The sequence below is a fragment of the Pseudoxanthobacter soli DSM 19599 genome, assembly GCF_900148505.1.
In the GTDB taxonomy this organism is placed as follows: domain Bacteria; phylum Pseudomonadota; class Alphaproteobacteria; order Rhizobiales; family Segnochrobactraceae; genus Pseudoxanthobacter; species Pseudoxanthobacter soli.
The window spans coordinates 173,959-197,398 of sequence record NZ_FRXO01000003.1; the positions used below are offsets into that span (position 1 = coordinate 173,959).

At 70.2% G+C, this 23,440-nt stretch carries 17 protein-coding genes, 1 tRNA gene and 1 pseudogene; 10 read left to right on the forward strand and 9 right to left on the reverse strand.

The window, feature by feature from the left end:
* Positions 1–126: 126 nt before the first annotated feature.
* Together BUF17_RS08420 and BUF17_RS08425 are read right to left on the reverse strand one after the other, a co-directional pair.
* The gene (locus BUF17_RS08420) at positions 127–2,502 is read right to left on the reverse strand and encodes a Tex family protein (RefSeq protein WP_073627581.1); all 2,376 of its coding nucleotides are present in this window, start codon (positions 2,500–2,502) and stop codon (positions 127–129) included.
* Positions 2,503–2,610: 108 nt separating this feature from the next.
* Entirely contained in the window at positions 2,611–3,228 is a 618-nt protein-coding gene (locus BUF17_RS08425; RefSeq protein WP_073627583.1) for a trimeric intracellular cation channel family protein, read from the reverse strand.
* Between the two features lie 270 nt (positions 3,229–3,498).
* On the opposite strand from BUF17_RS08425, the gene BUF17_RS22160 reads away from it, so the two are divergent.
* From BUF17_RS22160 to BUF17_RS08435, 3 genes are all read left to right on the forward strand, one after another.
* Positions 3,499–3,645 (forward strand): hypothetical protein, encoded by a 147-nt coding sequence (locus BUF17_RS22160; protein WP_175563652.1) that lies wholly within the window; start codon positions 3,499–3,501, stop codon positions 3,643–3,645.
* Positions 3,646–3,853: 208 nt separating this feature from the next.
* A complete protein-coding gene (locus BUF17_RS08430) occupies positions 3,854–4,720 on the forward strand; it encodes a transglutaminase-like domain-containing protein (protein WP_073627585.1) in 867 nt (288 codons plus the stop codon).
* Between the two features lie 198 nt (positions 4,721–4,918).
* The gene (locus BUF17_RS08435; protein ID WP_073627587.1) at positions 4,919–5,419 is read left to right on the forward strand and encodes a DJ-1/PfpI family protein; all 501 of its coding nucleotides are present in this window, start codon (positions 4,919–4,921) and stop codon (positions 5,417–5,419) included.
* A gap of 14 nt (positions 5,420–5,433) precedes the next feature.
* On the opposite strand, the gene BUF17_RS08440 is transcribed toward BUF17_RS08435, so the two are convergent.
* The gene (locus tag BUF17_RS08440) at positions 5,434–6,069 is read right to left on the reverse strand and encodes a MarC family protein (RefSeq protein ID WP_073627589.1); all 636 of its coding nucleotides are present in this window, start codon (positions 6,067–6,069) and stop codon (positions 5,434–5,436) included.
* Positions 6,070–6,357: 288 nt separating this feature from the next.
* Between BUF17_RS08440 and BUF17_RS23210 the strand changes: the two genes are divergently transcribed.
* Positions 6,358–6,642 (forward strand): putative quinol monooxygenase, encoded by a 285-nt coding sequence (locus BUF17_RS23210; RefSeq protein ID WP_244530817.1) that lies wholly within the window; start codon positions 6,358–6,360, stop codon positions 6,640–6,642.
* Positions 6,643–6,696: 54 nt separating this feature from the next.
* Here the strand turns inward: BUF17_RS23210 and BUF17_RS08450 are convergent, their stop codons facing one another.
* Together BUF17_RS08450 and BUF17_RS08455 are read right to left on the reverse strand one after the other, a co-directional pair.
* Complete coding sequence (locus tag BUF17_RS08450; protein ID WP_073627591.1) at positions 6,697–7,377, reverse strand: LysE family translocator; 681 nt, start codon at positions 7,375–7,377, stop codon at positions 6,697–6,699.
* A 29-nt stretch (positions 7,378–7,406) separates the two neighbouring features.
* Positions 7,407–8,054: an RBBP9/YdeN family alpha/beta hydrolase gene (locus BUF17_RS08455; protein ID WP_073627593.1), complete on the reverse strand. Its 648-nt coding sequence runs from the start codon at positions 8,052–8,054 to the stop codon at positions 7,407–7,409.
* A gap of 214 nt (positions 8,055–8,268) precedes the next feature.
* Here BUF17_RS08455 and BUF17_RS08460 point away from each other — a divergent pair, with 214 nt between their 5' ends.
* Positions 8,269–8,760, forward strand: coding sequence for an Lrp/AsnC family transcriptional regulator (locus BUF17_RS08460; RefSeq protein WP_073628215.1), 492 nt, complete (start codon positions 8,269–8,271; stop codon positions 8,758–8,760).
* Between the two features lie 123 nt (positions 8,761–8,883).
* Here the strand turns inward: BUF17_RS08460 and BUF17_RS08465 are convergent, their stop codons facing one another.
* Complete coding sequence (locus BUF17_RS08465; RefSeq protein WP_073628217.1) at positions 8,884–10,068, reverse strand: serine hydrolase domain-containing protein; 1,185 nt, start codon at positions 10,066–10,068, stop codon at positions 8,884–8,886.
* Between the two features lie 341 nt (positions 10,069–10,409).
* On the opposite strand from BUF17_RS08465, the gene BUF17_RS08470 reads away from it, so the two are divergent.
* The 5 genes and pseudogenes from BUF17_RS08470 to BUF17_RS08490 all read left to right on the forward strand — a co-directional run bounded on the left by BUF17_RS08470 (position 10,410) and on the right by BUF17_RS08490 (position 13,934).
* Positions 10,410–10,484 (forward strand) — tRNA-Gly (locus tag BUF17_RS08470).
* Between the two features lie 463 nt (positions 10,485–10,947).
* Positions 10,948–11,682, forward strand: a complete 735-nt coding sequence (locus tag BUF17_RS08475) for an SDR family oxidoreductase (RefSeq protein ID WP_073627595.1) — start codon at positions 10,948–10,950, stop codon at positions 11,680–11,682.
* 84 nt (positions 11,683–11,766) lie between these two features.
* A complete protein-coding gene (locus BUF17_RS08480) occupies positions 11,767–12,237 on the forward strand; it encodes a hypothetical protein (protein WP_210215415.1) in 471 nt (156 codons plus the stop codon).
* A 244-nt stretch (positions 12,238–12,481) separates the two neighbouring features.
* Positions 12,482–12,937 (forward strand): annotated as a pseudogene (locus BUF17_RS08485) (Rrf2 family transcriptional regulator); the annotation flags it as partial.
* Between the two features lie 46 nt (positions 12,938–12,983).
* Entirely contained in the window at positions 12,984–13,934 is a 951-nt protein-coding gene (locus BUF17_RS08490; RefSeq protein WP_073627597.1) for an NAD(P)/FAD-dependent oxidoreductase, read from the forward strand.
* A 198-nt stretch (positions 13,935–14,132) separates the two neighbouring features.
* Here BUF17_RS08490 and BUF17_RS08495 read toward each other — a convergent pair whose 3' ends face one another.
* From BUF17_RS08495 to BUF17_RS08505, 3 genes are all read right to left on the reverse strand, one after another.
* Entirely contained in the window at positions 14,133–20,654 is a 6,522-nt protein-coding gene (locus tag BUF17_RS08495) for an autotransporter outer membrane beta-barrel domain-containing protein (protein WP_073627599.1), read from the reverse strand.
* 411 nt (positions 20,655–21,065) lie between these two features.
* Positions 21,066–22,352 carry a nucleotide disphospho-sugar-binding domain-containing protein gene (locus tag BUF17_RS08500; RefSeq protein ID WP_073627601.1) on the reverse strand — a complete coding sequence of 429 codons (1,287 nt, stop codon included), beginning with the start codon at positions 22,350–22,352 and terminating at the stop codon, positions 21,066–21,068.
* Between the two features lie 46 nt (positions 22,353–22,398).
* The gene (locus BUF17_RS08505; protein ID WP_073627603.1) at positions 22,399–23,343 is read right to left on the reverse strand and encodes a GntR family transcriptional regulator; all 945 of its coding nucleotides are present in this window, start codon (positions 23,341–23,343) and stop codon (positions 22,399–22,401) included.
* Positions 23,344–23,440: the final 97 nt, after the last annotated feature.

Below are 23,440 nucleotides of genomic sequence, written 5' to 3' on the forward strand. Positions count from 1 at the left end.
GAGGGAAACCTCCCCCTGATCGGGATCGGTGCGCCGGCGCGCGCCTGGGTGGAACGGACGGGATCGGCGCCCGACAGGGCTGAATGCCCCGCCGGATCCGGTACGCCGCCGCCGTTCGCGGCGGGGCTACCGCCGCTTCAGCGCCTCGGCGAGCTTGGCGGCGAGGGCGCCCTGGGGTTCGGCGGACGGGCGCCCGCCGGCCGGCTTGCCGCCGCCGCGACCGGCGGCGCCCTTGCCCGGCGCCTCCTTGCCGGCGGAGGACGCCGGCCCGCCGGCATAGGGCCGTTCGCCCGGCGCGCCGCGACCGGCCGCGCCGTCGTCCTTGCGCATCGTGAGGCCGATTCGCTTGCGCTTCACGTCGACCTCGACGACCCGCACCTTCACCACGTCGCCGGCCTTCACCACCTCGTGGGGATCCTTGACGAAGCGGTCGGCGAGCTGGGAGACGTGCACGAGGCCGTCCTGATGGACGCCGATATCGACGAAGGCGCCGAAATTGGCGACGTTGGTCACCGTCCCCTCCAGCATCATGCCGGGCTTCAGGTCCTTGATGTCATCGATCCCGTCGGCGAACGTGGCGGTGCGGAACCCGGGGCGCGGATCGCGGCCGGGCTTCTCCAGTTCCGCCAGGATGTCGCGCACCGTCGGCAGGCCGAAGCGCTCGTCGACGAACACCGCCGGGTTGAGCGCCTTCAGCGCCGCCGCGTCGCCCATTAGCGAGCGCACGTCGCGCCCGCAGGCGGCGACGATGCGCTTGGCGACACCATAGGCCTCGGGATGAACCGACGAGGCATCGAGCGGCTCCTTGCCATCGGGAATGCGCAGGAAGCCGGCCGAAAGCTCGAAGGTGCGCGGCCCGAGCCGGGCGACGTCGAGCAACTGCCGCCGCGTCGCAAACGGCCCGTTGGCGTCGCGGTGGGCGACGATCGCCTCGGCGATCGAGGCGCCGAGGCCGGAAACGCGCGAGAGCAGCGGCGCGGAAGCGGTGTTGAGATCGACGCCGACGGCATTCACCGCGTCTTCGACCACCGCGTCGAGCGCCCGCGCCAGCCGGCTCTGGTCGACATCGTGCTGGTACTGCCCGACGCCGATCGATTTCGGCTCGATCTTCACGAGTTCGGCGAGCGGATCCTGCAGGCGGCGGGCGATGGAGACGGCGCCGCGCAGCGACACGTCGAGGCCCGGCATTTCCGCCGCGGCCACGGCGGAGGCCGAATAGACCGAGGCGCCGGCCTCGCTCACGATCACCTTGGTCGGCTTCGGCGCCGGTATCCGGGCGAGGATCTCCGCCACCAGCCGCTCGGTCTCGCGGCTCGCGGTTCCGTTGCCGATGGCGATCAGCTCCACCTTGTGGCGCGCGATCAGCCGGCCGAGCTCCGCGACGGCGCCGGCAATGTCGTTGCGCGGCTGGAACGGATAGACGGTCGCGGTCTCCACCACCTTGCCGGTGCCGTCGACCACCGCGACCTTGACGCCGGTGCGGATGCCGGGATCGAGCCCCATGGTCGCCCGCGATCCGGCCGGGGCCGCGAGCAGGAGGTCCTTGAGATTGCGGGCGAAGACGTGGATCGCCTCTTCCTCGGCGCGCTCGCGCAGGCTCGCCATCAGGTCGAGCGAGAGATGCAGCGACAGCTTCACCCGCCAGGTCCATCGCGCGGCATCGAACAGCCACGCATCGGCCGGCGAAAGCGCGGCGGGGGTCGCCTTCACCGGCACACCGAGCGCCTCCGCCGCCATGCGCTCCACCGGCTTGACCGGAGCGGGGTCGTCCGCATCGACCTCGATTTCGAGCGCCAGCACCTCCTCATTGCGGCCGCGCAGCATCGCAAGCGCGCGGTGGCCGGCTGTGGTCGCCCAGCGTTCGGCATGGTCGAAATAGTCGGAGAACTTGGCCCCGGCCTCTTCCTTGCCTTCGACGACGCGGGAGCGCAGCACCGCGCGGGCCTCGAGATAGGACCGGAGGCGGCCGACGAGCACGGCGTTCTCCGCCAGCCCTTCCGCGACGATGTCGCGGGCGCCCTCAAGCGCCGCCTTCACATCCGGCACGGCTTCGGACAGGAACGTCGCGGCGAGCGTCGCCGGCACCACCGAGCGGTCGGCGAGGATCGCCTCGGCAAGCGGACCGAGGCCGCGCTCACGGGCGATCTCCGCGCGGGTGCGCCGCTTCGGCTTGAACGGCAGATAGAGGTCTTCGAGTTCGGCCTTGGTGGCGGCCGCCCCGATGCGCTGTTCCAGATCCGCATTCAGCTTGCCCTGGGTGCGGATCGAGTCGAGCACGCTCGCCCGCCGCGCCTCCAGCTCACGCAGATAGGTGAGCCGCTCCTCCAGCGTGCGCAGCTGGGTATCGTCGAGCCCCCCCGTCGCCTCCTTGCGGTAGCGGGCGATGAACGGGATCGTCGCGCCTTCGTCGATCAGCGCGACCGCCGCCTCCACCTGGGCGGGCCGGGCGGAAATCTCCGCGGCGATAAGGCGGGCGATGCGGTCTTTGATCTCGGCGGCCATCTCGTTCTCGACGCTTCCGTTCGGAGCGCGCGACCATAGAGCAAGCCCGCTGCCGCGAAAACCCGGCCGCCCGACGCCTGTGGAAGGGCTTCGGCCCGCCGAAAGCCGTCAGTGCAGGTCGCGGGTATAGTGGAAGGTGGGCATGTTCCAGCCGAAACGGATGGCGAGCAGCCGCAGCGAGAGCCCGATGCCGAGCGCACAGGCCATGACGAGATCGTGGGGAAGCGCCAGCGCCAGGCCGCCGACATAGAGCCCGCCCGTCACCACCGAGACGCTGGCATAGAGTTCGCTGCGGAACAGCAACGGCACGTCGTTGCACAACACGTCGCGCAGCACGCCGCCGACGCACCCGGTAATCATGCCGGCGACGATCACGATCAGCAGCGGCACGCCGAGCCCGAGCGCGATGTTGCAGCCGATCACGGTGAACACGACGAGGCCGACCGCGTCGAGGAACAGGAAGACGCGCCGCAGGTGGTGCATGTAGCGCGCCGCGAACACGGTCGCGAGCGCCGCGCCGGCCGTGATCAGCAGATAGGACGGGTGCGCCACCCACGACAGCGGATGGTTGCCGAGCAGCACGTCACGGGTCGTGCCGCCGCCGAGCGCGGTGACGCAACCGAGCACGCACACGCCGAACCAGTCCATGTCGCGCCGGCCCGCCGCCAGCGCCGCCGTCATCGCCTCGACGACGATCGCCACCAGATAGAGCGAATGCAGCACCATTCCCCGCGTTCCCCCCTGCCTTGAAATGCCCCGCCGGAGCGCCCTGCCGGGACCGGCAACACCTTCTGGGTTCCGGACACGGGCCCTGGTTTCTGCCCAAGTCGCTGTCCAAGTCGCTGCCCAAGTCGCTGCCGCGTTGCCGTGGAACCAAAGGCTCGGTCGCGAATTGTCATCGCACTCCGCAGGGCTGCTGTTGTGCAAGTTCGCACAGAAGTTCGCGGGGCTGCCATGTGTTTTCGCGATGTCGCGACACTTTTACCGAGGATCATGATGACCCGAAATGTTCTGCTTCTCGCTGTCGGCGCCCTTGTCGTTGTTGTGGGCGTTCTCGGATACAGCCTCTACGAGGAGAAGAAGCAGCCGGACGGGGTATCGATCGAGCTCGGAAGCAACGGCCTGTCGGTCGAACAGAAATAACCGGGCCGCAAACGGCCGAACCCGCAAGAGCTTGACGTCGCAACAGCGTGACGTCGCAAGCACGTCTCGCGAGCGGGCTAAATGATCCGCCGACGATAATACCTCCGATTTCAATGTCGTGAGCGTGCTACCGTCGCGTGGGTCCGTTCGATCGGGGCGGAGAGTACGCAAAGGTCCGGCCGCGGGCCGTCATTCGAGGGGGAGCCCCATGCTGATCCGTTACGGATATTCGCTCACGCTGGCGACCGATTACGATACGCCTGTCGTGACGCTGCTCGACATCCACCCGGACCGCCGGAGCGACGTGCTCGCGGAGCGGCCGGTCCGCACCAGTCCGCTCGTTCCGGGCACGACCTTTCACGACAGTTTCGGCAACATCTGCCGTCGCTTCAAGGTGCCCGCCGGCACGTTCACCCTGTCGGCCGGAGGCGTCATCGTCGACACCGGTCAGGCGGACGCCTTTGCGCCCGACGCCGAGGAAATCCCCGTCGATCGCCTGCCCGATTCGACCCTCGTCTTCCTGCTCGGCAGCCGCTACTGCGAGACCGACCAGCTGAGCCAGATGGCATGGGACCTGTTCGGCAACGTCCAGCCGGGCTGGGCGCGGGTGCAGGCGATCACCGATTACGTGCACGATCGCATCACCTTCGGCTACGGCCACGCCCGCAGCACCCGCACGGCGCTGGAAGCGCACCGCGAGCGCGTCGGCGTCTGCCGCGACTTCGCCCACCTCGCCATCACGCTCTGTCGCTGCATGAACATTCCCGCGCGCTACGTGAACGGCTATCTCGGCGACATCGCCGTGCCGGCCGTGCCCGATCCGATGGATTTCAGCGCGTGGTTCGAGGTGTTCCTCGGCGGCCGGTGGTACACGTTCGACGCCCGCCACAATCGCCCGCGCGTCGGCCGCATCGTGATCGCCCGCGGCCGTGACGCAACGGACGTGCCGCTGATCCATTCCTTCGGGCCGCACCAGCTTCTGGACTTCTCGGTCGTGACGGAGGAGGTCGATTCCCACGGGCGCCCGCTCGAACAGCAGCAGGTTGCGGTAGCACGGGCCGCAGCGGCTTTTTGACCGTCTGGAAAGGAATGGACTTTTCGTCCCGCGAAAGAGCTTGGTAATATTTCCGGCGGAACGATGGTCGCAGCGATGCGCGCGGCCACCGGATCGCACGCCGCGGCCCCCCGCCCGACGACCTGAGGCGGAAGAGCACAGCCAGACCGCTCCGATCGCCATCCGGCGACCGGCGCTGCCGACAAGGAGGAGGGTTCCATGACGCATATTCGAGACGCCCGAATCCTGATTCTCGCCACCGAGGCCTCCGGCCGCTGGGAAGTCTCGGTCTCGCGGGAAGAACTTCGCCGCACCGGGGCGCGTGTCGACATCGCCACGGTGGATGGCAGGGGCATCGAGGACGGCCTTGAGATCGGCCGGCCGGAACGAATCGGCGCGGACCTCAAGTTCGCCGACGCGCGGCCCGACGACTACGAGGCGCTGGTGCTCTCGGGCTTCCACCTGAGCCCCGAAGTGATCAGCCCGAAATGGCCGGCGCGCGGGCTCGTCATCCGCTTTCTCGAAACCCGCCGCACGATCGGCGCGATGTGCCACGGTCCGTGGCTGCCGATCGAGGCGGACGTGTTCGCCGGCGGTCCCGACGGGCTTCCGCCGGGCTGGCAGGCGGAGATCGTCACGAGCCGCGCCCCGGCCGACGTCGACGACTTCGTCGCCCGCATCGTCGAGGGCGTGGAGCACGACCGCCGTTCGTGGCGCTGACGCGGACGGGCGGATCAGCCGAGCCAGGCCGGGAAGATCGCACCGAGCGCGGTGCTGAGCATTTCCATCGCGATCGCGGCGAGAATCATGCCCATCAGCCGCTTGGTGACACTGAGCACGGTCGTGGACAGGAACTGGCTGAGCCACGGCGCGGTGATGAGGCAGACGGCGAAGAACACGAGATAGCCGACGAGCCCGAGGCCGTAGGCCGGCAGTTCGCCGGCATCCTTCGCCCGCTGGAAGAACACGATCATCGTCGAGATCGAGCCCGGCCCGAGCAGGATCGGCGTGGCCATCGGGTAGATCGCCACGTGGGCGGCATGGCTGAAGGTCGCCTTTTCCGCCTGGGTGCCGCTATGGGTGGCATTCTCCGTGCCGTTCAGCATCGACAGGGCGATCAGCAGCACGATCAGCCCGCCGGCCAGCCGGAAGTGATTCACGTCGATCCCGAACGCCGCGAGCAGCGGCGCGCCCAGCACCGAGCACACCACGCTGCCGACCGCCACCGCGATGATGGTCGTCGTGGCCGTGGCGCGGCGCTCCGCCGCCGTCTGGTCCGAGGTCAGCGCCAGGAAGATCGGCAGGTTGACGAGCGGATTCATGATCGCGAACAGCGCCGCGAACAGCTTCATCGATATCGTCAGATCCATGCTGTTCCTGTTCAGGCGAGCGAGTTCCCCGCAGGCGACCGTGGCATATCTGCCCCGCCATAGGCCAGACCCTTGTTCCGGCTTGCCGCCGAAGCCACCGCCGCCTCTGCGATGTCGGCCGGAGCGCTCCGCAGTCTGGACATCGCCGCGGTTTCGGGCTCCGATCCCCGCGCGGTTGCCGCAGAATCACGCGCGACAGTCGTCCGGGGCGCTCCCGGCCAGGCAGAAGCCTCAGGCCGGAAAAGAAAATCGCTCCGCTTCAACATCTTGAGTACTCGGGAGGTCACCTTGCTCATCGTCGTCGCCATCATCCGCTCGAAGCCGGAAGCGCTTGAAACCGTGAAGGCTTCCCTCATCGGCCTCGTGGCGCCGACGCGCGCCGAAGCCGGCTGCGTGCAGTACGACCTCAACCAGGACCGCGCCGACCCGAATCTGTTCGTGTTCTTCGAGCGCTGGGAAAGCGATGCGGCGCTCGATGCCCACGCCGCTTCCGCCCACATCGCCGCCCATCAGGCGCGCGTGGCGGGCCTCCTTGAAAGCGCCGACATCCACAAGATGACGCACATCGCCTGACCGGCGCGACGATTGCACGGCCGGGTGCGTACTGCCCGGCCGTGGGCGCCGGCGTCAGAGACGCCGGTCGAGCGCCAGCCCGACGCCGAATCCGATCAGGACGGAGCCGGTTGCGACATCGAGCGCGCCCGTCACGCGAGGGCGGGCCAAGGCGCGCGCCAGCGGCCGCGTCGCAAGCGTCAGCACCGAAAACCAGCCAAGACCCATGGCACCGTGGAGCGCGGCGAGCAGCGCCCCGAATGCCACGACGTCGGCCCCCGCCGGAATGAACTGCGGCAGGAAGCCGACATAGAACATGCCGACCTTGGGGTTCAGCAGGTTCGTGGCGAGGCCGCGCAGAAACCAGCGGCCGGCCTTCGAACCGGCGCCGCCGTCGCCCGGACCGGTCCGTTCGGGCAGGCCGGTGAAGCCCCCCGGGGCAATCGTCTCGCGGCGGCGCACCCGGCGCACGCCGGCGCGCAGGAGGCCGGCGCCGAGCCAGACGAGATAGGCCGCGCCGGCGAGCTGCAACAGCCGGAATCCCAGTTCCGAAACCGCGAGCAGGGCACCGAGTCCGGCAGCCGCGACGACGCCCCAGACGAGGACGCCGGCGGTGATGCCGAGGCCCGCCGCCATCGCCGGGCGCGGGCCTTCGACCGCCGCCGTGCGCAGCACCAGCGCCGTGTCGAGGCCGGGCGTCAGCGTCAGGAGGCCCGCGGCGAGGCTGAAGGCGAGCAGGGCGTGGACGGCATCCATGATCGGTCACCCTCGGTTGGAGCCGCGGATCAGCACGGCTTCGACGCCGCCCGGAGCCATCGCTGCGCTTCCGGCATCCGGGCTGCGCGCCTGCGGGCGGCGGGGCGTTCGATCGTGGTGCCCTGCCGGAAGCTTTCCAACAGGTCCCGCCCCTGCGTCCAGCCCCCGAGGCCGCTTTCCGCATTGATGTGGCCGAGGGACCCGGCCAGGACGAGGCTCGCCTGCCATTGCCGTGCCCGCTCGCGGGCATGGGCGAGCGTGGCGTAGGGGTCGTCGCGCGAGGCGACGAGGCGGGCCGGAAAGCCGAGCGGGGTGGCCGGCGGGGCAGCGAACGAGCGGGCGGCGGCGGGAAAAGCCGGCCCTTCCGGATCGGGGACCGCGACGAGAAACGCGCCGCGCACCTTCAGCCGCGTGGCCGCCGCCCAGTGAGCGACGGCGAGGCAGCCGAGGCTGTGGGCGACGACGACCGGCGGCTCGGCCGCGTCCGCGACCGCCCGCTCCAGCGCCTCGACCCAGTCGTCGCGGTCCGGCGCATCCCAGGATGCCGGGGAGAACCGCACCATCGTCGGATCGTCCCGCTCCCACAGCGTCTGCCAGTGGCCTTCTCCGGACCCGCCGATCCCCGGCACGACGATCACCTGCGCCGACCGGGCCCTGCCGCTCCCGCTCTCGTCCATCCGTCCCTCCTCCATGCGATCCGACAGACCCGAACGACGGCCGGCGCCATCGCGGTCGGGCGCTCAGGCGACAGGCATATTCAAGGCCGACGGGGCCATTATTGCGTTGAAGGGGCCGTCCCACCATGGCAACCCATAAGCTGAGACTGCCTGATTTCCGATGATTTCAAAGCGAAGGGTGTTCCAGATGAGCGAACCATCGGCCTTCCGGCCCATGCCGGCGCGGCGGCGCGCGGCCACCCGCGGCCCCGACCTCGATGCCATCGACATTTCGATCGTCGAGGCGCTGCAGGAGGATGGCAGGATCGCGTTCTCGGAACTCGCCCGGCGCCTCGGCCTGTCGCAGCCCGCCGTCTCGGAGCGGGTCAAGCGGCTGGAGGACCGCGGCATCATCGCCGGCTACGGCGCCCGCATCGACATGGCGGCGCTCGGGCTCGGCATGATGGCGATGATCCGTCTCAAGACCACCCACGAGCACATCCGCGCCTGCCTCGAAAGCTTCGCGGCGATGCCGTTCGTCCTCGAGGTGCACCGGCTGACGGGCGAGGACTGCTTCCTGCTCAAGGTCGCGGTTCCCTCGCCGGCCGAACTGGAGACGATCGTCGATGCGATCGGGCGCTTCGGCACCGTCACCACCGCCGTGGTGCTGCGCAGCGAGCCGCCGAAGCCGGTCGGCCGCGCCCTGATCGCTCGCATCGAATCCTGACGCGCGCCTGCGCGCCCGGTGCGCGCCCGGAGCCCCCTGCGGACCGCATGATGGGCGCCCATTGCGCACCCCTTGCACCGTTCCGGCCGCCGCGGCGCGCGTCGCGGCACCCGAGGCCCGAATCTACCCGTAGACGGCGTCGCGGATGCCGTCCGGGAACGCTCCGGCCATGCCGGCGATGGCGGTGTTGGTGAGCGCGACGACCGTGACGCCGTTGACCGGATCCACGAACCAGGAATGGCCGTAGGCCCCGCCCCAGGCGAACGTGCCGGCGGGCTGGGGCGTCGCGGTCGGGGCCGGGTCGATCAGCACCGCCGCGCCGACGCCGAAGGTCCAGCCCGGCTTCTCCGGGTCGATCTCGTCGCGGCCGATGGCGGGCGTGCCGAACAGCGCCGCCGAGCCGGGCGTGAGGATGGCCCCGCCCCCGGTGCGGAGCGCCTCCAGGAAGGCGAGGATATCCCCCGCCGTGCCGATCATGCCGGCGCCGCCAGAGGCGAACGAAGTGGGATCGAACGCCCGCGACGGCGCATAGAAGATGGTGCCGGCCGCTCCCTGCACGGTATGGTGCGCGCCCATCGGCACCGGCGCCCCGCCGGCCGGATCGTCGGCATAGGCGACCGCGAGGCGGGCGGGATCGCGCACCTCGAACCCGGTGTCCGAAATCGCCAGCGGAGCGGCGACGAGGCGCTCGACCAGGGCGCCGAGCCCCTCGCCGGTGGCGGCTTCGAGGGCGGCGCCGAGGACATCGGTCGCCACCGAATAGAGCCAGGCCGAACCCGGCTCGAACAGAAGCGGCACGGAGGCGATGCGCGCCAGATTCTCCGCCATCGAGAGGCCCGGCTGGTCCATGCCGTCGCAGACGCCGGCGGCGCGATAGGGGCTGTCCGCCCCCTCGATGAAGCCGTAGGAGAGGCCCGCCGTGTGGGTCAGGAGGTGGCGAAGGGTGATGACGGGGGCGCGGCCGTCGGCAAGCCGGGGCCGGAAATCCGGCAGGAACCGCGTCACCGGATCGTCGAGCCCGAGCACGCCGCGCTCCGCGAGCGCCAGCGTGGCGGCGGTGACGAACGGCTTGGTGACGGAGGCGAGACGGAACAGCGTGTCTGCCGTCATCGCCCGGCCGGCCTCGCGGTCGGCGAAGCCGGCGGCGCGGGCGTGGACGAGGCGGCCGTGGTGGGCGACGAGCACCACCGTGCCAACGATGCGGCGGTCGTCGATCGCCCGGTCGACGACCGCGTCGACCCGCGCCCGCAGCCCGGCATCGCCGCCGGGGAAACGATGCCCCGCGTCGTGCGCCCCGGCCGGGGACATATCGCGTTGGTCCGCAGGCGATCCGGTCATGTCACGAGCCTCCCGGCGTGGCGACCTCGCAGCCCATGCGCACCGGCACGGCCGAATCGCCTTCGATGGTGTGGAGGCCGAGGATTCCGCCGCGCCGCCTGCCTTGTCCAGCCCCGCGCCCTCCGCTCCCCTTCCCTGCCGCCACGACCAGGCGCCTCGCTCCCCCTGCGCCGGCCTCTCGCTCCCCTGCGCGAGCCTGTGGAAGACTCACCCGGCGAAATTTTTGCGCGCTCGACCCCGTTGCATTCCAAAATGGTTTGGTGCATAGACACCTCCGCCGGGCCGACGCAGTCACCGGCACGAAACGGAGTGCGGGCGTAGCTCAGGGGTAGAGCACAACCTTGCCAAGGTTGGGGTCGTGGGTTCGAATCCCATCGCCCGCTCCAGTTTCCAGACAGATCACCACGATGAAGCGGCCCCGTTCGGGGCCGTTGTCGTTTCTGGCGACCGACGGCGGACTGCATCCATCCGCGTGAATCGACAGAGCCAACGCCAGGCTTCCAGCATCGTCAGCCGCCTTGCGGTGACCCCGGCTGCGTCCGGTGCGGATGCGTTGCCTCTCTGGCCAGGACAAATTTCCACGCAGGACGAAGCTACGGAGCAGAACCGTGGCATCGGCCGGAGCATGCACCGGCTTGCCAGCCGGGACGCGGCGCGCGAAAGTTGCACGACCTAGATGTGCGATACGGCGCCGACCGACTTGACAGGGCGGACTTGGCCGATGGACTTGCCGGACGGACTTGCCCGCACCTTGCCGGTTAACCCCGTCTCATTCCATCCGCCTCATTTCACTTGCCCCGCCACCTCGTCTGTACAGGAGAAAACACCGTGAAAACGGGTCTCGGAACCATGATCGTGACCGGCGGATCGAAGGGAATCGGGGCCGCCGTGGCGCGTGCCGCCGGCAAGGCGGGCTACCGGGTCGTGCTGAGCTTCAAGGGAGATGTGGACGGAGCGGAGGCGGTCGTCCGCGATATCGCGTCGGACGGCGGCGTGGCGCTGGCGGTGCGCGCCGACATGGCGCGGGAAGACGACATCCTGGCGCTGTTCGCAACCGTCGACGAACGTTTCGGCGCGCCGGACGTACTCGTCAACAATGCCGGCGGCGTCGGGCCGCTGTGCCGCGTGGAGGACGTCACCGCCGATGCCATCGCCGAGGTACTGGCGGTGAACGTGACCGGCACCCTGTTGTGCTGCCGGGAAGCGGTGAAGCGGATGTCCACCCGCCACGGCGGCCGCGGCGGCGCCATCATCAACATCTCTTCGCGCGCCGCTGTGCTGGGCGGAGCGGGCGAATGGGTGCACTACGCCGCCAGCAAGGGCGCCGTCGACAGCCTGACCATCGGGCTCGCCCGCGAGGTCGGCGCGGAAGGCATCCGCGTCAATGCCGTGGCGCCGGGCCTGATCGAAACCGGCCTTCACGCCGCCGCCGGTGCGCCCGACAGACTGGAACGCCTTGGGCCGACGGCGCCGCTGCAACGGCCCGGCACGGCGGAGGAAGTCGCCGCGGCCGTCATGTGGCTGGCCTCGCCCGAGAGCGCCTATGTGACAGCCGCGGTGCTGCCGGTCTCCGGCGGCCGCTAACGGCGTTGGCGGCCCCGTCGGAACGCGCGCCCGGCGTGGGCGTTGCCGCTCGGGAGATTGGGGACGGATTTGAGGACGGGGCGGATGGGTGAGTGGGCGGTCGTGTTCTTCTTTGCCGCCGTCGTGCTGCTCCTCGCGCTTGGGTGGGCGCTGCTGTTTCTCGTGTTCAGGCGCCGGCTGGCGAGCGCGCGGGGAAGCCGCATCGAACCGCACGGCGACGGTCTGCGCGTTCCGCTGGTCGCGGCGTTCTCGGGGTGGAAGGGGATTCCCTGGCTGTCCTGGTCGTCGAGCAACATCAATCCCACGCTGATCCTGCATCCCGACCACATCGAATGCCGGGTCATCAGAACACGGCGGAAGCCCTATGAGGCCGTCTCCCGGGTCGACTACCGGGAAACCTTCGGCACCAACAATGTCGTGCTCGAATTCGCCGATTCGATCTCGAGCTTCGCCGGTAACACGGCCAACCGGGTGACCGCGCGGGACGCGATAAGCCGGCTTTCGACGAGGGGCTGCCCGCTGTCGGTGCGCGCCCGCAGCCTGCTCGACGGCTGATCGCGAGCGGCCCGGCCGAACGGCGCGGCGCGGCCCGGCCGACGCCGCAACGCGCCTTCCGGTGCGTGCGGGCTCCTGCGGAAGCCCCCTCCCCCGCTTGAAGACCCTCCCCCCGCTTCATGCCGCCGTGCTCCCGGCCGCGATTCCGCGCGCCGTGCGGAGACGGAGACGAGATCGACCGGGCGACCGCGATGACCGGCGGCGGGGATTGACTCGCGCCGCATCACGCAACATATGAAGTTACATGAAACGCGACAGCAGACTTTCCGGCGTGCTTCACGTCCTCCTCCACATGGCCGAGGCGCGGCGACCCGTGACGTCCGAGGCGATGGCGAAGGCCATGCGCACCAACCCGGTGGTGATCCGCCGCATCATGGCCGGGCTGCGGGAAGCCGGGTTCGTGCGCTCCGACAAGGGCCACGGCGGCGGCTGGACCATCGCGCGCACCCTCGACGCCATCACCCTGCGCGACATCTACACCGCCCTCGGCGAGCCCGAACTTCTCGCCATGGGCAACCGCACCGAGGCGCCGGGATGCCTCGTCGAGCAGGCAGTGAATGCTGCGCTGGACGAGGCCTTCCGCGAGGCCGAGCGCGTTCTTCTCGACCGCTTCGGCGCGGTGACGCTGGCCGCGCTCGCCGCCGATTTCCACGCCCGCATGATCGCGAGCGGCAGAACCGTCGATCTGGAGACAAGCCATGAAGCAAGCGACGAAGCCAGCCAAGGACACGGTGATGGACACGGTCATGAACACGAACACGGTCATCGGCACGGACACGAAGCCAGCGACGGTTCTTGATGCCGTCGTCATCGGCGGCAGCTTCGCCGGGCTTTCCGCCGCCATCCAGATCGCCCGCGCGCGGCGCACGGTATGCGTCGTCGACGCCGGGCGGCCGCGCAACCGCTTCGCCGAGGCCTCTCACGGCTTTTTCGGCCAGGACGGCAGCGCGCCGCAGGCGATGATCGCCGCCGCGCGGGAACAGGTCGCGCGCTATCCGACGGCGCGCACCATCGCCGGCGAGGCGAGCGCCGCGCGGACGGTGGGCGACGGCTTCGAGGTGAGGCTGCAGGACGGGGAGAGGCTGATGGCGGCCCGGCTGGTGCTGGCGTTCGGCATATCCGACATCCTGCCGCCGCTGCCGGGCCTCGCCGAGCGCTGGGGCCGCAGCGTGCTGCACTGCCCATATTGCCACGGCTTCGAATATGCCGGCGGGCGGCTCGGGGTGCTGCAATCGACGCCGATGTCGGCGCACCAGGCGATGCTGATCGCCGACTGGGGACCGACCACGCTCTACCTGAACGGCGGCGACGCGCCGGACGGCGACACCCTGGCCAAGCTCGCCCGGCGGGGCGTGGCGATCGAGCCGGCGCGGGTGAGCGCGCTCCACGGCGAGAACGGCGGGCTTTCCGCCCTCCGCCTCGAAGACGGCCGCGAGGCGGCGATCGACGCGCTTTATGTCGCGCCGAAATCACGGCTGAACAGCCCGATCGCAGAGGACCTCGGCTGCGCGGTGGACGAGGGGCCGCTCGGCCCGGTCATCCGCACCGACGAGCGCAAGCGAACGACGGTGCCGGGAATCTATGCCGCCGGCGACATCGCCCGCGCCCCGCACAACGCGAGCTGGGCGGCGGCGGACGGCGTGACCGCCGGGGTGTTCCTGCACCAGTCGCTGGTGTTCGAGCCGCTCGCCGCCTGAGCGGGGCGGCCCGACCGAAAACGCCACGGCCCGCCGGGAGGCCGGCGGGCCGTGTTCGTCTCGGACGCGGGGCGAGCCGGACCGGGGAGACCGGCGCGGCACGTTATATGGCGGCTGGGGTGGCACTTGCCGTGACACTTGCCGCGACGCTTGGCACGGCAGCGAAATGAGCCGGCGCCGGGGCGCCGGCCATTGCGCTCAGAAGCGGATGGCCATCCGGAGGCCGATCTCCTGGTTGAGGAAATCGTCGGCGATCTGGGCCTTGTACTCGCCGCGCAGCTCGTACTTGTCCTTGGTGAAGAACTGCAGGCCGGCGCCGAGATCGAGCAGCCTGTCGGGCATGTTCGAGGTCGAGGTGAAGTTGATGCCCTGCCCGCCGCCGTCGGAGAAGGCGACGTCCTGGGTCAGCCCGCTGCCGCCGATGAAGGTGGCGCCCACCGTGGCATAGGGCCGGAGCCAGCCATAATCGCCGAGATTGACGCGGGCGCCGATCTCCACCGCCGGCTCGAAGGCGACCGTCCACGCCTGCATGTCGCCGGCCCGCAGCGTCGCGCCGTCGCCGGAGAGCGAATAGCCGGGCATGGAGGTGTGCAGCACGTCGAGATCGGCATAGGGCCGGACATACCAGTTCGCGAACGCGAACTCGTAGGCCGCGCGCAGGCGCACGCCCGCCGTCCACACGTCGGAAGCGACGTCCGCCTGCCACTGGTCCTCGCCGACGAAGAAGCGGCTGGAGGAATCGGCCGAGCTGTAGCCGAGATTGACCGCGCCGGCGAACAGCCACGCGCCCATCTGGTGCTTGAGTGCGACGGAGATGTCGCCGCCGCTGCCGTTGATGGAGGTCAGCCCGTCGCTGGTCTGGAGCCAGCTGTTGGTGTAGGCGGCGGTGGCGCCGAGGAACCAGTCGGGCGAGAATTCCCACTGGCCGCCGAGGCGGTAGCTCATGGCGTTCTGGGTGAAGCCGCCGGCATTGCCGCCGTCGAACTGCGCCATGCGCGAGCCGGTGACGCGCGCCCACACGCACTGGCTCTCGCCGATCATGGTGCTGGAGCCCTCGAACACCGGACAGCTCAGGGCGGAGTTGAGCGAGCGGCGGGTATCGAGCGTCTGGCTGGCCGCCGGCTGGCCCTGGCCTTCGGTGACCGACAGGCTGTTGATGGCGAGGCGGTACTGATCGGCGGTGGTGAGGTTCGCCATGTCGGCGAACGTGCCGGCCATGCTGGCGTTCTTCATGTCCCACGCATTCTGCAGGCTGTTGAGCAGCGACCGCTCGGTATCGGTGAGGTCGCCGCCGGCCTTGGCGACGAACGCTGCCGAGGGCGAGATCGCGATGTCGTTGCCGGACTGGCTCGCCGTCCACGAGATCGGGCTCGCGGGACTGGCGCCCGCCGTCGCGGCCTTCTTCGTCGTGATCGAGGATGCCGAGATCACGGTGAAGCTGCCGGGCAGCAGGCCTTCCACCGCGTTCGGCTTGATCGCGACACCGTCGACGGTCAGGCGCTCGGTCTTAAGAAGGTCGGCGTTCTGCTGGCCGGTGCCCGCGACGCTGTTGACGTCGACGAGGAGGGCGCCGCCGAGCTGGACGTCGACATTCTTGATCGTCGCCGTCGCGATGGTGCCGACGCCGCCGACATCGAACGTGCCGGCATTGTAGAACCAGCCGCGGCTGCCGAGATTGATCGTGCCGGTGCCGCCGCTGATATAGGTGCCGCCGGCCTCGTTCAGGAACTCGTTGAATTCCTTCGAGCCGCCATAGGCGAGGTCGATGTCGCCGGAGAGCGTGCCGAAATTGGCGAGCCGGTCCTCGCCGAACGTGCCGATGACGGCGTGTCCGGAGAGCGCGCTGACATTGGAGCCGGCGCCGATGGTGATGGTGTTCGCCTTGCCGCCGTCGACGACGATCGCGGCGCCGTCCCCCGAGCCGCCCTTGATCATGCCGGTATAGGTGATGGTGATGTTGCCGCCGGCGCGGCCGGGATCGAGGGTGCCGTCGAGGCGCTGGAACCCGCTCTGGGCGAAGATGCCGTAGGAGCCCTCGCCCGTGGCGGAGATCGAGCCGTTGACGTCGACCTGGACGTAGCCGCCGGTGCCCTTCGCGGCGCTGCGGTTGTCGAGCGCGTCCTTGATCTTCGTGACGACGCTGTCGACGGTGTCGGCGTCGTCGCCGAACAGCCGCACGACGCCCTGGAGCGATTCCGGCACCTTGTCGATGTTGTCGAGCACGGTTCCCTTGCCGCCGCCCGCAGCGATGATCGCGGTGAGCAGGGTGGAGACCTGGGTCAGCGTGGTGCGGACCGTGGTGTCAGTCTTGAGGAGGTCCGAGACCATGCCGCCGCCGCCGCCGAGGGACTGGGCGAAGATGCCGTGGGCCTCGGTGCCGGTGGTGTTGATCGTCACGGCGTTGCTGCGGCCATAGGGCGTGAAGATCCTGATGCCGCCGCCGTCGCCGCTGGTGCCGCCGGTGCCGCCGATGACCGGCAGGGTGAACCCCTGCAGGACCGAGGCGCCGCCATAGCCGCCGCCGCCGCCGATCGACTGCGCCACCACAGCGGTCGAATAGTCGCCGGAGGTGGTGATGACCGCCGGAGGGCTCGACGCGCCGGACCCGCCGAGCGTGACATAGACCACGCCGCCGTCGCCGGCCGACCCGCCCTTGCCGCCCTTGGAGCCGGAATATTTCACCCCGCCGGTGCTGCCGGCGGCGTTGGAGATGCCGCCGCCGCCGCCGACCGACTGGGCGAGAATGCCGAACGAGGCCTCGCCGGAGGTTTCGATGGTGCCGCTGTGGCTGACGGTGACGTCGCCGCCCTTGCCGGCCGCGCCGCCGGCGCCGCTGAAGGTCAGGCCGTAGGACTTGGCGGACGGCTTCTCGGAATCGGTTGAGGCCGCCGGCACCTTCTCGATCCCGACCGCCTTGAGCAGGGAGGTGATGGTGCTCTCCGAGGCTTCTTCGGTCGCCGGATCCGAGGTGGAATCCGATGCCGAATCCGATGCCTTGCCGTCGCTTTCCGCCTCGTCCTCCTTGCCGGTCTCCGGGTTCATCACGAACGCGCCGCCGCCGCCGCCGATCGACTGGGCCACGATGCCGTGGGCCTCGTCGCCGGCGGTGGAGATCAGGTTGCTGTTCGTGACCGAGACCGAGGCGCCGTTACCGCCGCCGCCGCCGGTGCGGCCGAGGGTGAGGTTGATGACGAGGTTCTCGTTGTCGCCGCTCGTCGCGCCGACGCCGATGCCGCCGCCGCCGCCGACCGACTGGGCGAACACGCCGTAGGACGCACCACCGAAGGTGCGGATCGCGCCGCGATTGTAGACCTCGACGACGCCGCCCGCGCCACCGTCGCCCCCGGTGCCGCCGATGGTGCCGGCGAGGTTGGTCTTGCTGGTGCCGGACGAATAGGACAGGCCGCCCTGGCCGCCGCCGCCGCCGACCGACTGCGCGAGGATGCCGTAGGCGACGGCGTCGTTGGTGACGATGCTGCCGGACGCCTGGTTGGTGACCGTCACGCTGCCGCCCTTGCCGCCGCTGCCGCCGCTGCCGCCGATGGAGAGCGTGAGCGTCACGTCGGGCCGCTTCACGGCGCCCTTCTCCTGGGCGTCGAGATAGTCGGTGATCTTGCCCCCGAACGTCTGCATCTGCTTGTAGAAGTCGGAGTTCTTGAAGGAATCCGACAGGGACTTGTAGGTCTTGGAGTCCTGGATGTCCTTGATGAAGGCGTCGAGCTTTTCCTTGGTCTCGGCATTGCCCTTGTCGGCCGCCCACGCTTCGTAGGCGCCGACGCCGACCGCGTTCTTCAGGACCGTCCAGATCTCGCCGACGGTGTCCGGCGTGCCGTCCTCGGCCGCGGTCAGGCTGCCGCCGCTGCCACCGCCGCCGCCGACAGACTGGGCGAAGATGCCGTGGGCGCCGCTGCCGGACGTGGTGATGGTGCCGCCGTTCGACACCGTGACACCGCCGCCGGTGCCGCCCTGGCCGCCCGAGCCGCCGAACGACAGCTTGATGTTGGTCTTGCCGCTGGAGGAATTGCTGCCGCCGCCGCCGGTGCCGCCGCCGCCGCCGACCGACTGGGCGAAGATGCCCACGGACATCGCGCCGCCGGTCTTGATGACGGAGGTGCTGCCGGTCTCGACCTCGACCTTGCCGCCGTTGCCGGCCACGCCGCCGGAGCCGCCGATGGCGTTGACGATCGACACCGCGTCGGCGAGCGGAAGCTTCTGGACGAGGCCGTCGAGGGTCTTGTCGAACGACAGGCCGGAAGCCGCCGAGGCGTTCACCGTGCCGCCGTTGCCGCCGCCGCCGCCGATGGACTGGGCGAAGATGCCGTAGGCGGCCTCGCCCGCGGTCTCCACGGTGCCGTCGTTGGAAACGTGGACCCGGCCGCCGGAACCCCCGCCCTTGTTGTTGGTGCCGCCGATGGTCTGGCCGAAGGTGATGGTGCGATAGAGGCTGAGCGCGTCTGCCGAGGCGGACGCGGAGCCGGAATTGCCGCCGCCGCCGCCGATCGATTCCGCCATGATGCCGACGGCATCGGCGCCGACGGTGATGACGGTTCCCTTGTTGATGACCTCGGCGAGCCCGCCCGCGCCGCCACCGCCGCCGCTGCCGCCGATGGCGTTGGTGACGTTGAACGCGGTCGCGCCCGGCGCCGCGATGGCGAGGCCGTAGGACATGGCGTTGCCGGCATTGCCGCCGCCGCCGCCGATGCTCTGGGAGATGAGGCCGATGGAACCGGTGCCGTAGGTGACGACCTTGGCGGTGTTGGTGATCTTCGCCTCGTCCGCCCCGCCGCCGTCGCCGCCCGCGCCGCCGATGGAGTTGGAGATGGCGACCGACGGGAGCGGCTTGCCGGACGGGGTGTAGGCCGGCAGCGCGACAGCGAGCGCGTTCGCCGCGCCGCCGGTACCGCCGCCGCCGCCGATGCTGGCGGCCTGGATGCCCATCGCCTGGGTGCCGGAGGTCGTCACCGCTGTGTTGCTGGTGACGGAGACCTTGCCGCCCTTGCCGCCGCCGCCGCCAGCGCCGCCGGTGGCGGAGGCGACCGAGAAGCCGTAGCCGACCGACTTCGCCACCGCATAGCCGCCGGTGCCGCCGCCGCCGCCGATCGACTGCGCCAGGATGGCCGTGGAGTTCGCGCCGGTGGTGGTGATGGTGCCGCCGGCGCCCTGGAAGGTGACGGTGTTGCCGTCGCCGCCGCCGCCGCCGCGGCCGCCGAGGGCCACCGCGACGAAGGCGAAGGCGCTGGAGGCGACGCCGCCGGTGCCGCCGCCGCCGCCGACCGACTGCGCCAGCACGCCGTTCGCGGCCGCGCCCGTGGTGGAGATGGTCGCGGTCGAGGCCTGGTAGACCCAGACCTCGCCGGCCGGACCGCCGGCACCGCCGGCACCGCCCGAGCCGAACAGCCCCGCGCCGCCGCCGGCGCCGCCGCCGCCACTGTTGGCGCTGGGCGTGGTCGCCTGGAAGGCATCGAGCGCGTTGCCGCCGCCGATGCTCTGGGCGAGGATCGCGGTCGCGCCCGCCCCGGCGGTCTTGATGGTGCCGTTGTTGGTGATGCTGACCTTGCCGGCCGAACCGGTCGCGCCGCCCGAGCCGCCCGAGGCGAAGGTCGACTTCGCTCCCTGCCCGCCGGAGCCGCCGACCGACTGCGCCAGAATGCCGAAGCCATAGGCGCCGCCGGTGGTGATCGTGCCGGAATTGACCGCCGTCACGTCGCCGCCGTTGCCGCCCGAGCCGCCCGGAGCGGCCGAGGTGAAGGCGCCGCCGCCGCCGGTGCCGCCCTTGTTGCCGACGCTCTGGAGCACGACGGCGGACGAGTTGGCGCCGGAGGTGGTGACGGTGCCGCCGTTGTTGGTGAACGTGACCGTGCCGCCGGCACCGCCGTTCGAGGCATAATAGGTGCTGGTGTTCGCGGTCGCGGTGCCGCCGATGCCGCCGAACGAGGCCAGCACGATCGCGGGCGCGTTGGCGCCGCTGGTCGACACGGTCGACTGGCTGGACATGGTCAGCGAGACGAGGCCGCCGGCGCCGCCGGCATCCGTCTGCATCCGGTAGTCTTCGGTGCCGCCGCGGGCATTGTTCGGGCCGCCGCCGGCATCGCCGCCCTGGGACAGCATGTAGAGCGCGGGCGTGAACGTGCCGGAGGCGGTCACATTGGCCGTGAGGTTGACGGTCACGTCGCCGCCCTTGCCGCCGGCCCCGAGCCCGCCGAGATCGCCGGCCTTGAAGCCGTTGCCGCCGGTGCCGCCCTGGGAGATCAGCGAGATCAGCGGCACGGCCGTGGTGTGGTTCGACCCGCCGGAGATGGCGCCCGAATTGGTGAGGGTGACCGAGCCGCCCGCGCCGCCGGGCTCGCCCGGCACGTTGCGCAGGACGCCGTAATCGCCGTTCCCGCCGTTGCCGCCGATCGACCACAGCAGGATCGCGGAGTTCGCCACGCCGCCGATGGCCCCGCTGTTGGACTGGGTGATGGGCGCGGCCGCAGACCCGGCCGTGCCGAACGTGCGCCAGTTGAACAGGATTTCGCCGTTCTGGCCGTTGGCACCGCGCTGGACGTTGCAGAGCGGAACGCCGGCGCAGGCCGGATCGGCCGCCTCGGCCGCGCCGCCCAGCGGCAGCACCAGCAGGCTGGTGGTTCCGAGCAGCAGTGCCGCGACGCGACGATCCGCGAGCGTGCGGCGACGACCTTCAACGCGGCGATCCGCGCCCGACCAGAATGCAGCTTTCAAGACTATCCCCGCCGTCCCAAACCGGGGAGAGGGCTCGCCATCGGCGCGAATCCGCGCCGCCCATACGCCGGCGATACCCGTCAACCCCGTAAAAACGATGTCGTCACGATGTCGTCGCTCCCGGATCGCTTATAACAGAGCTCGATGACGTTTCCAGACTGGATTCCAATGTCTAGGGTAAACCGGTCGACAGTGTATTTCGAATATTTCCTTTTCTTTCAAAATGTTTCGTGAGCTGATCTCGGCAGGTTAGGTGCGCAGGCGCACACACGTGCCGGTGCCGTTACCACCGGCGGACAGCAAGACGGCATGGGAGAGCCGGCGATGCACGCAGAGCGCGCGCACGTCGCCGACGGGCCGCGACGCCGGAGATCGCGGGCCGGAACCGGGTTCGGGCGATAGGGGGCGGAATCAGCGCGCCGGCGCGGCGATGGCCTTGAGGATGGCGCGCGCGGCGACGGACGCGCCGTCGGCCGACTGCATCCGCGCCGCGCCGGCTTCGAGCCGGGCATCCATCGTGCGGTCGGCGAGAAGGCCGAGAATGGCGGCGCGCAGCTCTTCCGGCGACCAGCCGTAGCGGTCGAGGGCGCGGCCGACACCGGCCTCCTCGACGCGGCGGGCATTATCGTGGCCATCCCAGCAATAGGGCATCACCAGCGACGGCACGCCGAAATAGAGCGCCTCGCAGACGCTGTTGTTGCCGCCGTGGTGGATGAAGAGGCGGCTCTGGCGCACCACGGACGGCTGCGGAAACCAGGCATCGAGATAGACATTGTCCGGCACCAGCCGGTAATGGTCCCGCCACGCGCCGACGGCCACCAGGAAGCGGCACGGCAGCGTGGAGAACACGTCGATCATCCGCTCGATCAGGCCGGTATCCATCGCGCCGAGCGAACCGAAGCTGACATAGACCAGCGGACCGTCGTCGCGGTCGGCGAAGGTCGGCGGCTCGTAGGGGCCCTCGTTGCGGACGCAGCCTTCGAGAAACACGAACCGCTCCGGATCGAGCGGCTCGGCGCGGCGATGGCGCAGCGCTTCCGGCGCGAGCAGCAGGTTGAGCCACGGCGACGGCTCAAGGAACTGCGGCACGGGATAGGGCGGCAGCCCGGCGTCCTCCAAAAGGGCGTTGAAACGCTGGTGGACGGGCGCGACCGCCGCGTCGTAGCGCTCCGAGAACGTCTTCCAGCCCGCCGGATCGTCGCTCGCACAGCCGGAGAGATAGGGCGGCACGGCAGGATCGGGCAGTTCGGTCTCGGCGCACGAGATCACCCGCACCCAGGGCACGCCCGCGCGCTTGATCGCCGGGAACATCACGACATTGTCGAGCACGACCGCCGCCGGCTTCAGCCGCGCCAGCAACTGGCGCAGCGGCGCCTCGGCATGTGCGGCCGAATCCACGATCGCCTGCCAGGTCGGCACCACATAGGCTTCGATCTGGTCGAGCGGCGACAGGCGGAAGCTCTCGCGGTGGCGGGCGACGAAGGCGTTCCAGTCGACGGCGTCGCCGCCATCCTGTTCCTCCACCGGGGGAAGCGGATATTCGGCGAAGCCGTATTCGGCGAACACGCCGCGGAAGCCGTCGTGGCAGATGAAGACCGGATTGGCCCCCTCGCGACGCAGCGCCTGGGCGATGCCGACGCAATTGAGCGCCGCGCCGTAGCTCGCCTCCGGGAACAACGCGATCGTCTTCCGGCTCATGCCCGCCTGCGCTTCCTCATTCCATCGACCGCAATCCCGCGCGGCTTCATGCCCCGACCAGCCGCAGGGGCGGCGGCACGCCGCGCCCGAGGATCCGCGGCCGGAGCGTGCGCGACAGGCGCAGGTGCACCCGCATCAGGTCGGCCGCAAGCTCCATCTGCTCCCGCTCGATCTGCTCGAGGATCTGCAGGTGCTCCCGGGTCGACTGCATCAGGCGGAACACGTTCACACTGGCGTGGGGCTGTCCGGTACGACGGCGGCGGTGATGATTCAAGAGGGCTTCCTCTATGAACGGATTGCCGCACGAGCGCGCGACCATGCCGTGGAACTCATCGTCCGATCGCTCGAACAGCCGCCGGTCGAATGCCCGCTCGCCGCCAGCGATCAGCGCCTCCATGGTCTGGCGCAGGCCGGCGATGACGGTCGGATCGGCCCGGAAAGACGGGCACAGGATCGCCGCCGGCTCCATCAGCAGGCGGAACTCGAAACTGTGGGCCATCGCCTCGCCGGTGGTGCCGACCGGCTTGAAAATCCACTGCTGTCCGGCCGCGCGCTCGACGAGCTGCTCCTCGATCAGTCTTTGTAACGTATTCTGTACCGTCACCCGACTGACACCATAGCGGCGCTGCAGCGCGGCGACCGTCTGGCCTTCCGCGATGCGCCGGGCCGCCAGATCCCTGAGGATCGCCTCGTAGAGCGCATCTTCGTCGCTCTCCGGCAGGGGCGGCTCCATACCGGCGAACTGGGCCGGATCGACCGCGAGGCGATAGCCGCCCTCCTCGCTCGCCGCGACGAGGCCCTGCTCCGCAAGTATTTGAAAAGCCTTGCGGATTGGCGTCCGCGATACATTGCAGCGCGAGGCGATCAATTGCTCCGGCAGGTGCTCTCCGGCCTGCATCCCGCTCTCGCGCGCGACCTCGATGACCCGGTGGGCGAGATCGAGATGCCGCTGCCTGAGGCGCTTCGGTTCGCTGGCCGGTTCGCTGGTCATGCCCGTTCGATGCCCGTTTCCACTGCTTTCGCCGGCCCATGCTGCCCCTCATCACGCCCGCTGGCAAGCGCGGAAGATGAAAATGCCGGCGCAGGAC

Excerpts from the sequence above, each read along its gene's own strand:
- BUF17_RS08420 (WP_073627581.1), bottom strand. The coding sequence starts at position 2,502 with ATGGCCGCCGAGATCAAAGACCGCATCGCCCGCCTTATCGCCGCGGAG.
- BUF17_RS08425 (WP_073627583.1), bottom strand. The coding sequence starts at position 3,228 with ATGGTGCTGCATTCGCTCTATCTGGTGGCGATCGTCGTCGAGGCGATG.
- BUF17_RS22160 (WP_175563652.1), top strand. The coding sequence starts at position 3,499 with ATGACCCGAAATGTTCTGCTTCTCGCTGTCGGCGCCCTTGTCGTTGTT.
- BUF17_RS08430 (WP_073627585.1), top strand. The coding sequence starts at position 3,854 with ATGCTGATCCGTTACGGATATTCGCTCACGCTGGCGACCGATTACGAT.
- BUF17_RS08435 (WP_073627587.1), top strand. The coding sequence starts at position 4,919 with ATGACGCATATTCGAGACGCCCGAATCCTGATTCTCGCCACCGAGGCC.
- BUF17_RS08440 (WP_073627589.1), bottom strand. The coding sequence starts at position 6,069 with ATGGATCTGACGATATCGATGAAGCTGTTCGCGGCGCTGTTCGCGATC.
- BUF17_RS08450 (WP_073627591.1), bottom strand. The coding sequence starts at position 7,377 with ATGGATGCCGTCCACGCCCTGCTCGCCTTCAGCCTCGCCGCGGGCCTC.
- BUF17_RS08455 (WP_073627593.1), bottom strand. The coding sequence starts at position 8,054 with ATGGACGAGAGCGGGAGCGGCAGGGCCCGGTCGGCGCAGGTGATCGTC.
- BUF17_RS08460 (WP_073628215.1), top strand. The coding sequence starts at position 8,269 with ATGCCGGCGCGGCGGCGCGCGGCCACCCGCGGCCCCGACCTCGATGCC.
- BUF17_RS08465 (WP_073628217.1), bottom strand. The coding sequence starts at position 10,068 with ATGTCCCCGGCCGGGGCGCACGACGCGGGGCATCGTTTCCCCGGCGGC.
- BUF17_RS08475 (WP_073627595.1), top strand. The coding sequence starts at position 10,948 with ATGATCGTGACCGGCGGATCGAAGGGAATCGGGGCCGCCGTGGCGCGT.
- BUF17_RS08480 (WP_210215415.1), top strand. The coding sequence starts at position 11,767 with ATGGGTGAGTGGGCGGTCGTGTTCTTCTTTGCCGCCGTCGTGCTGCTC.
- BUF17_RS08490 (WP_073627597.1), top strand. The coding sequence starts at position 12,984 with ATGAACACGAACACGGTCATCGGCACGGACACGAAGCCAGCGACGGTT.
- BUF17_RS08500 (WP_073627601.1), bottom strand. The coding sequence starts at position 22,352 with ATGAGCCGGAAGACGATCGCGTTGTTCCCGGAGGCGAGCTACGGCGCG.
- BUF17_RS08505 (WP_073627603.1), bottom strand. The coding sequence starts at position 23,343 with ATGACCAGCGAACCGGCCAGCGAACCGAAGCGCCTCAGGCAGCGGCAT.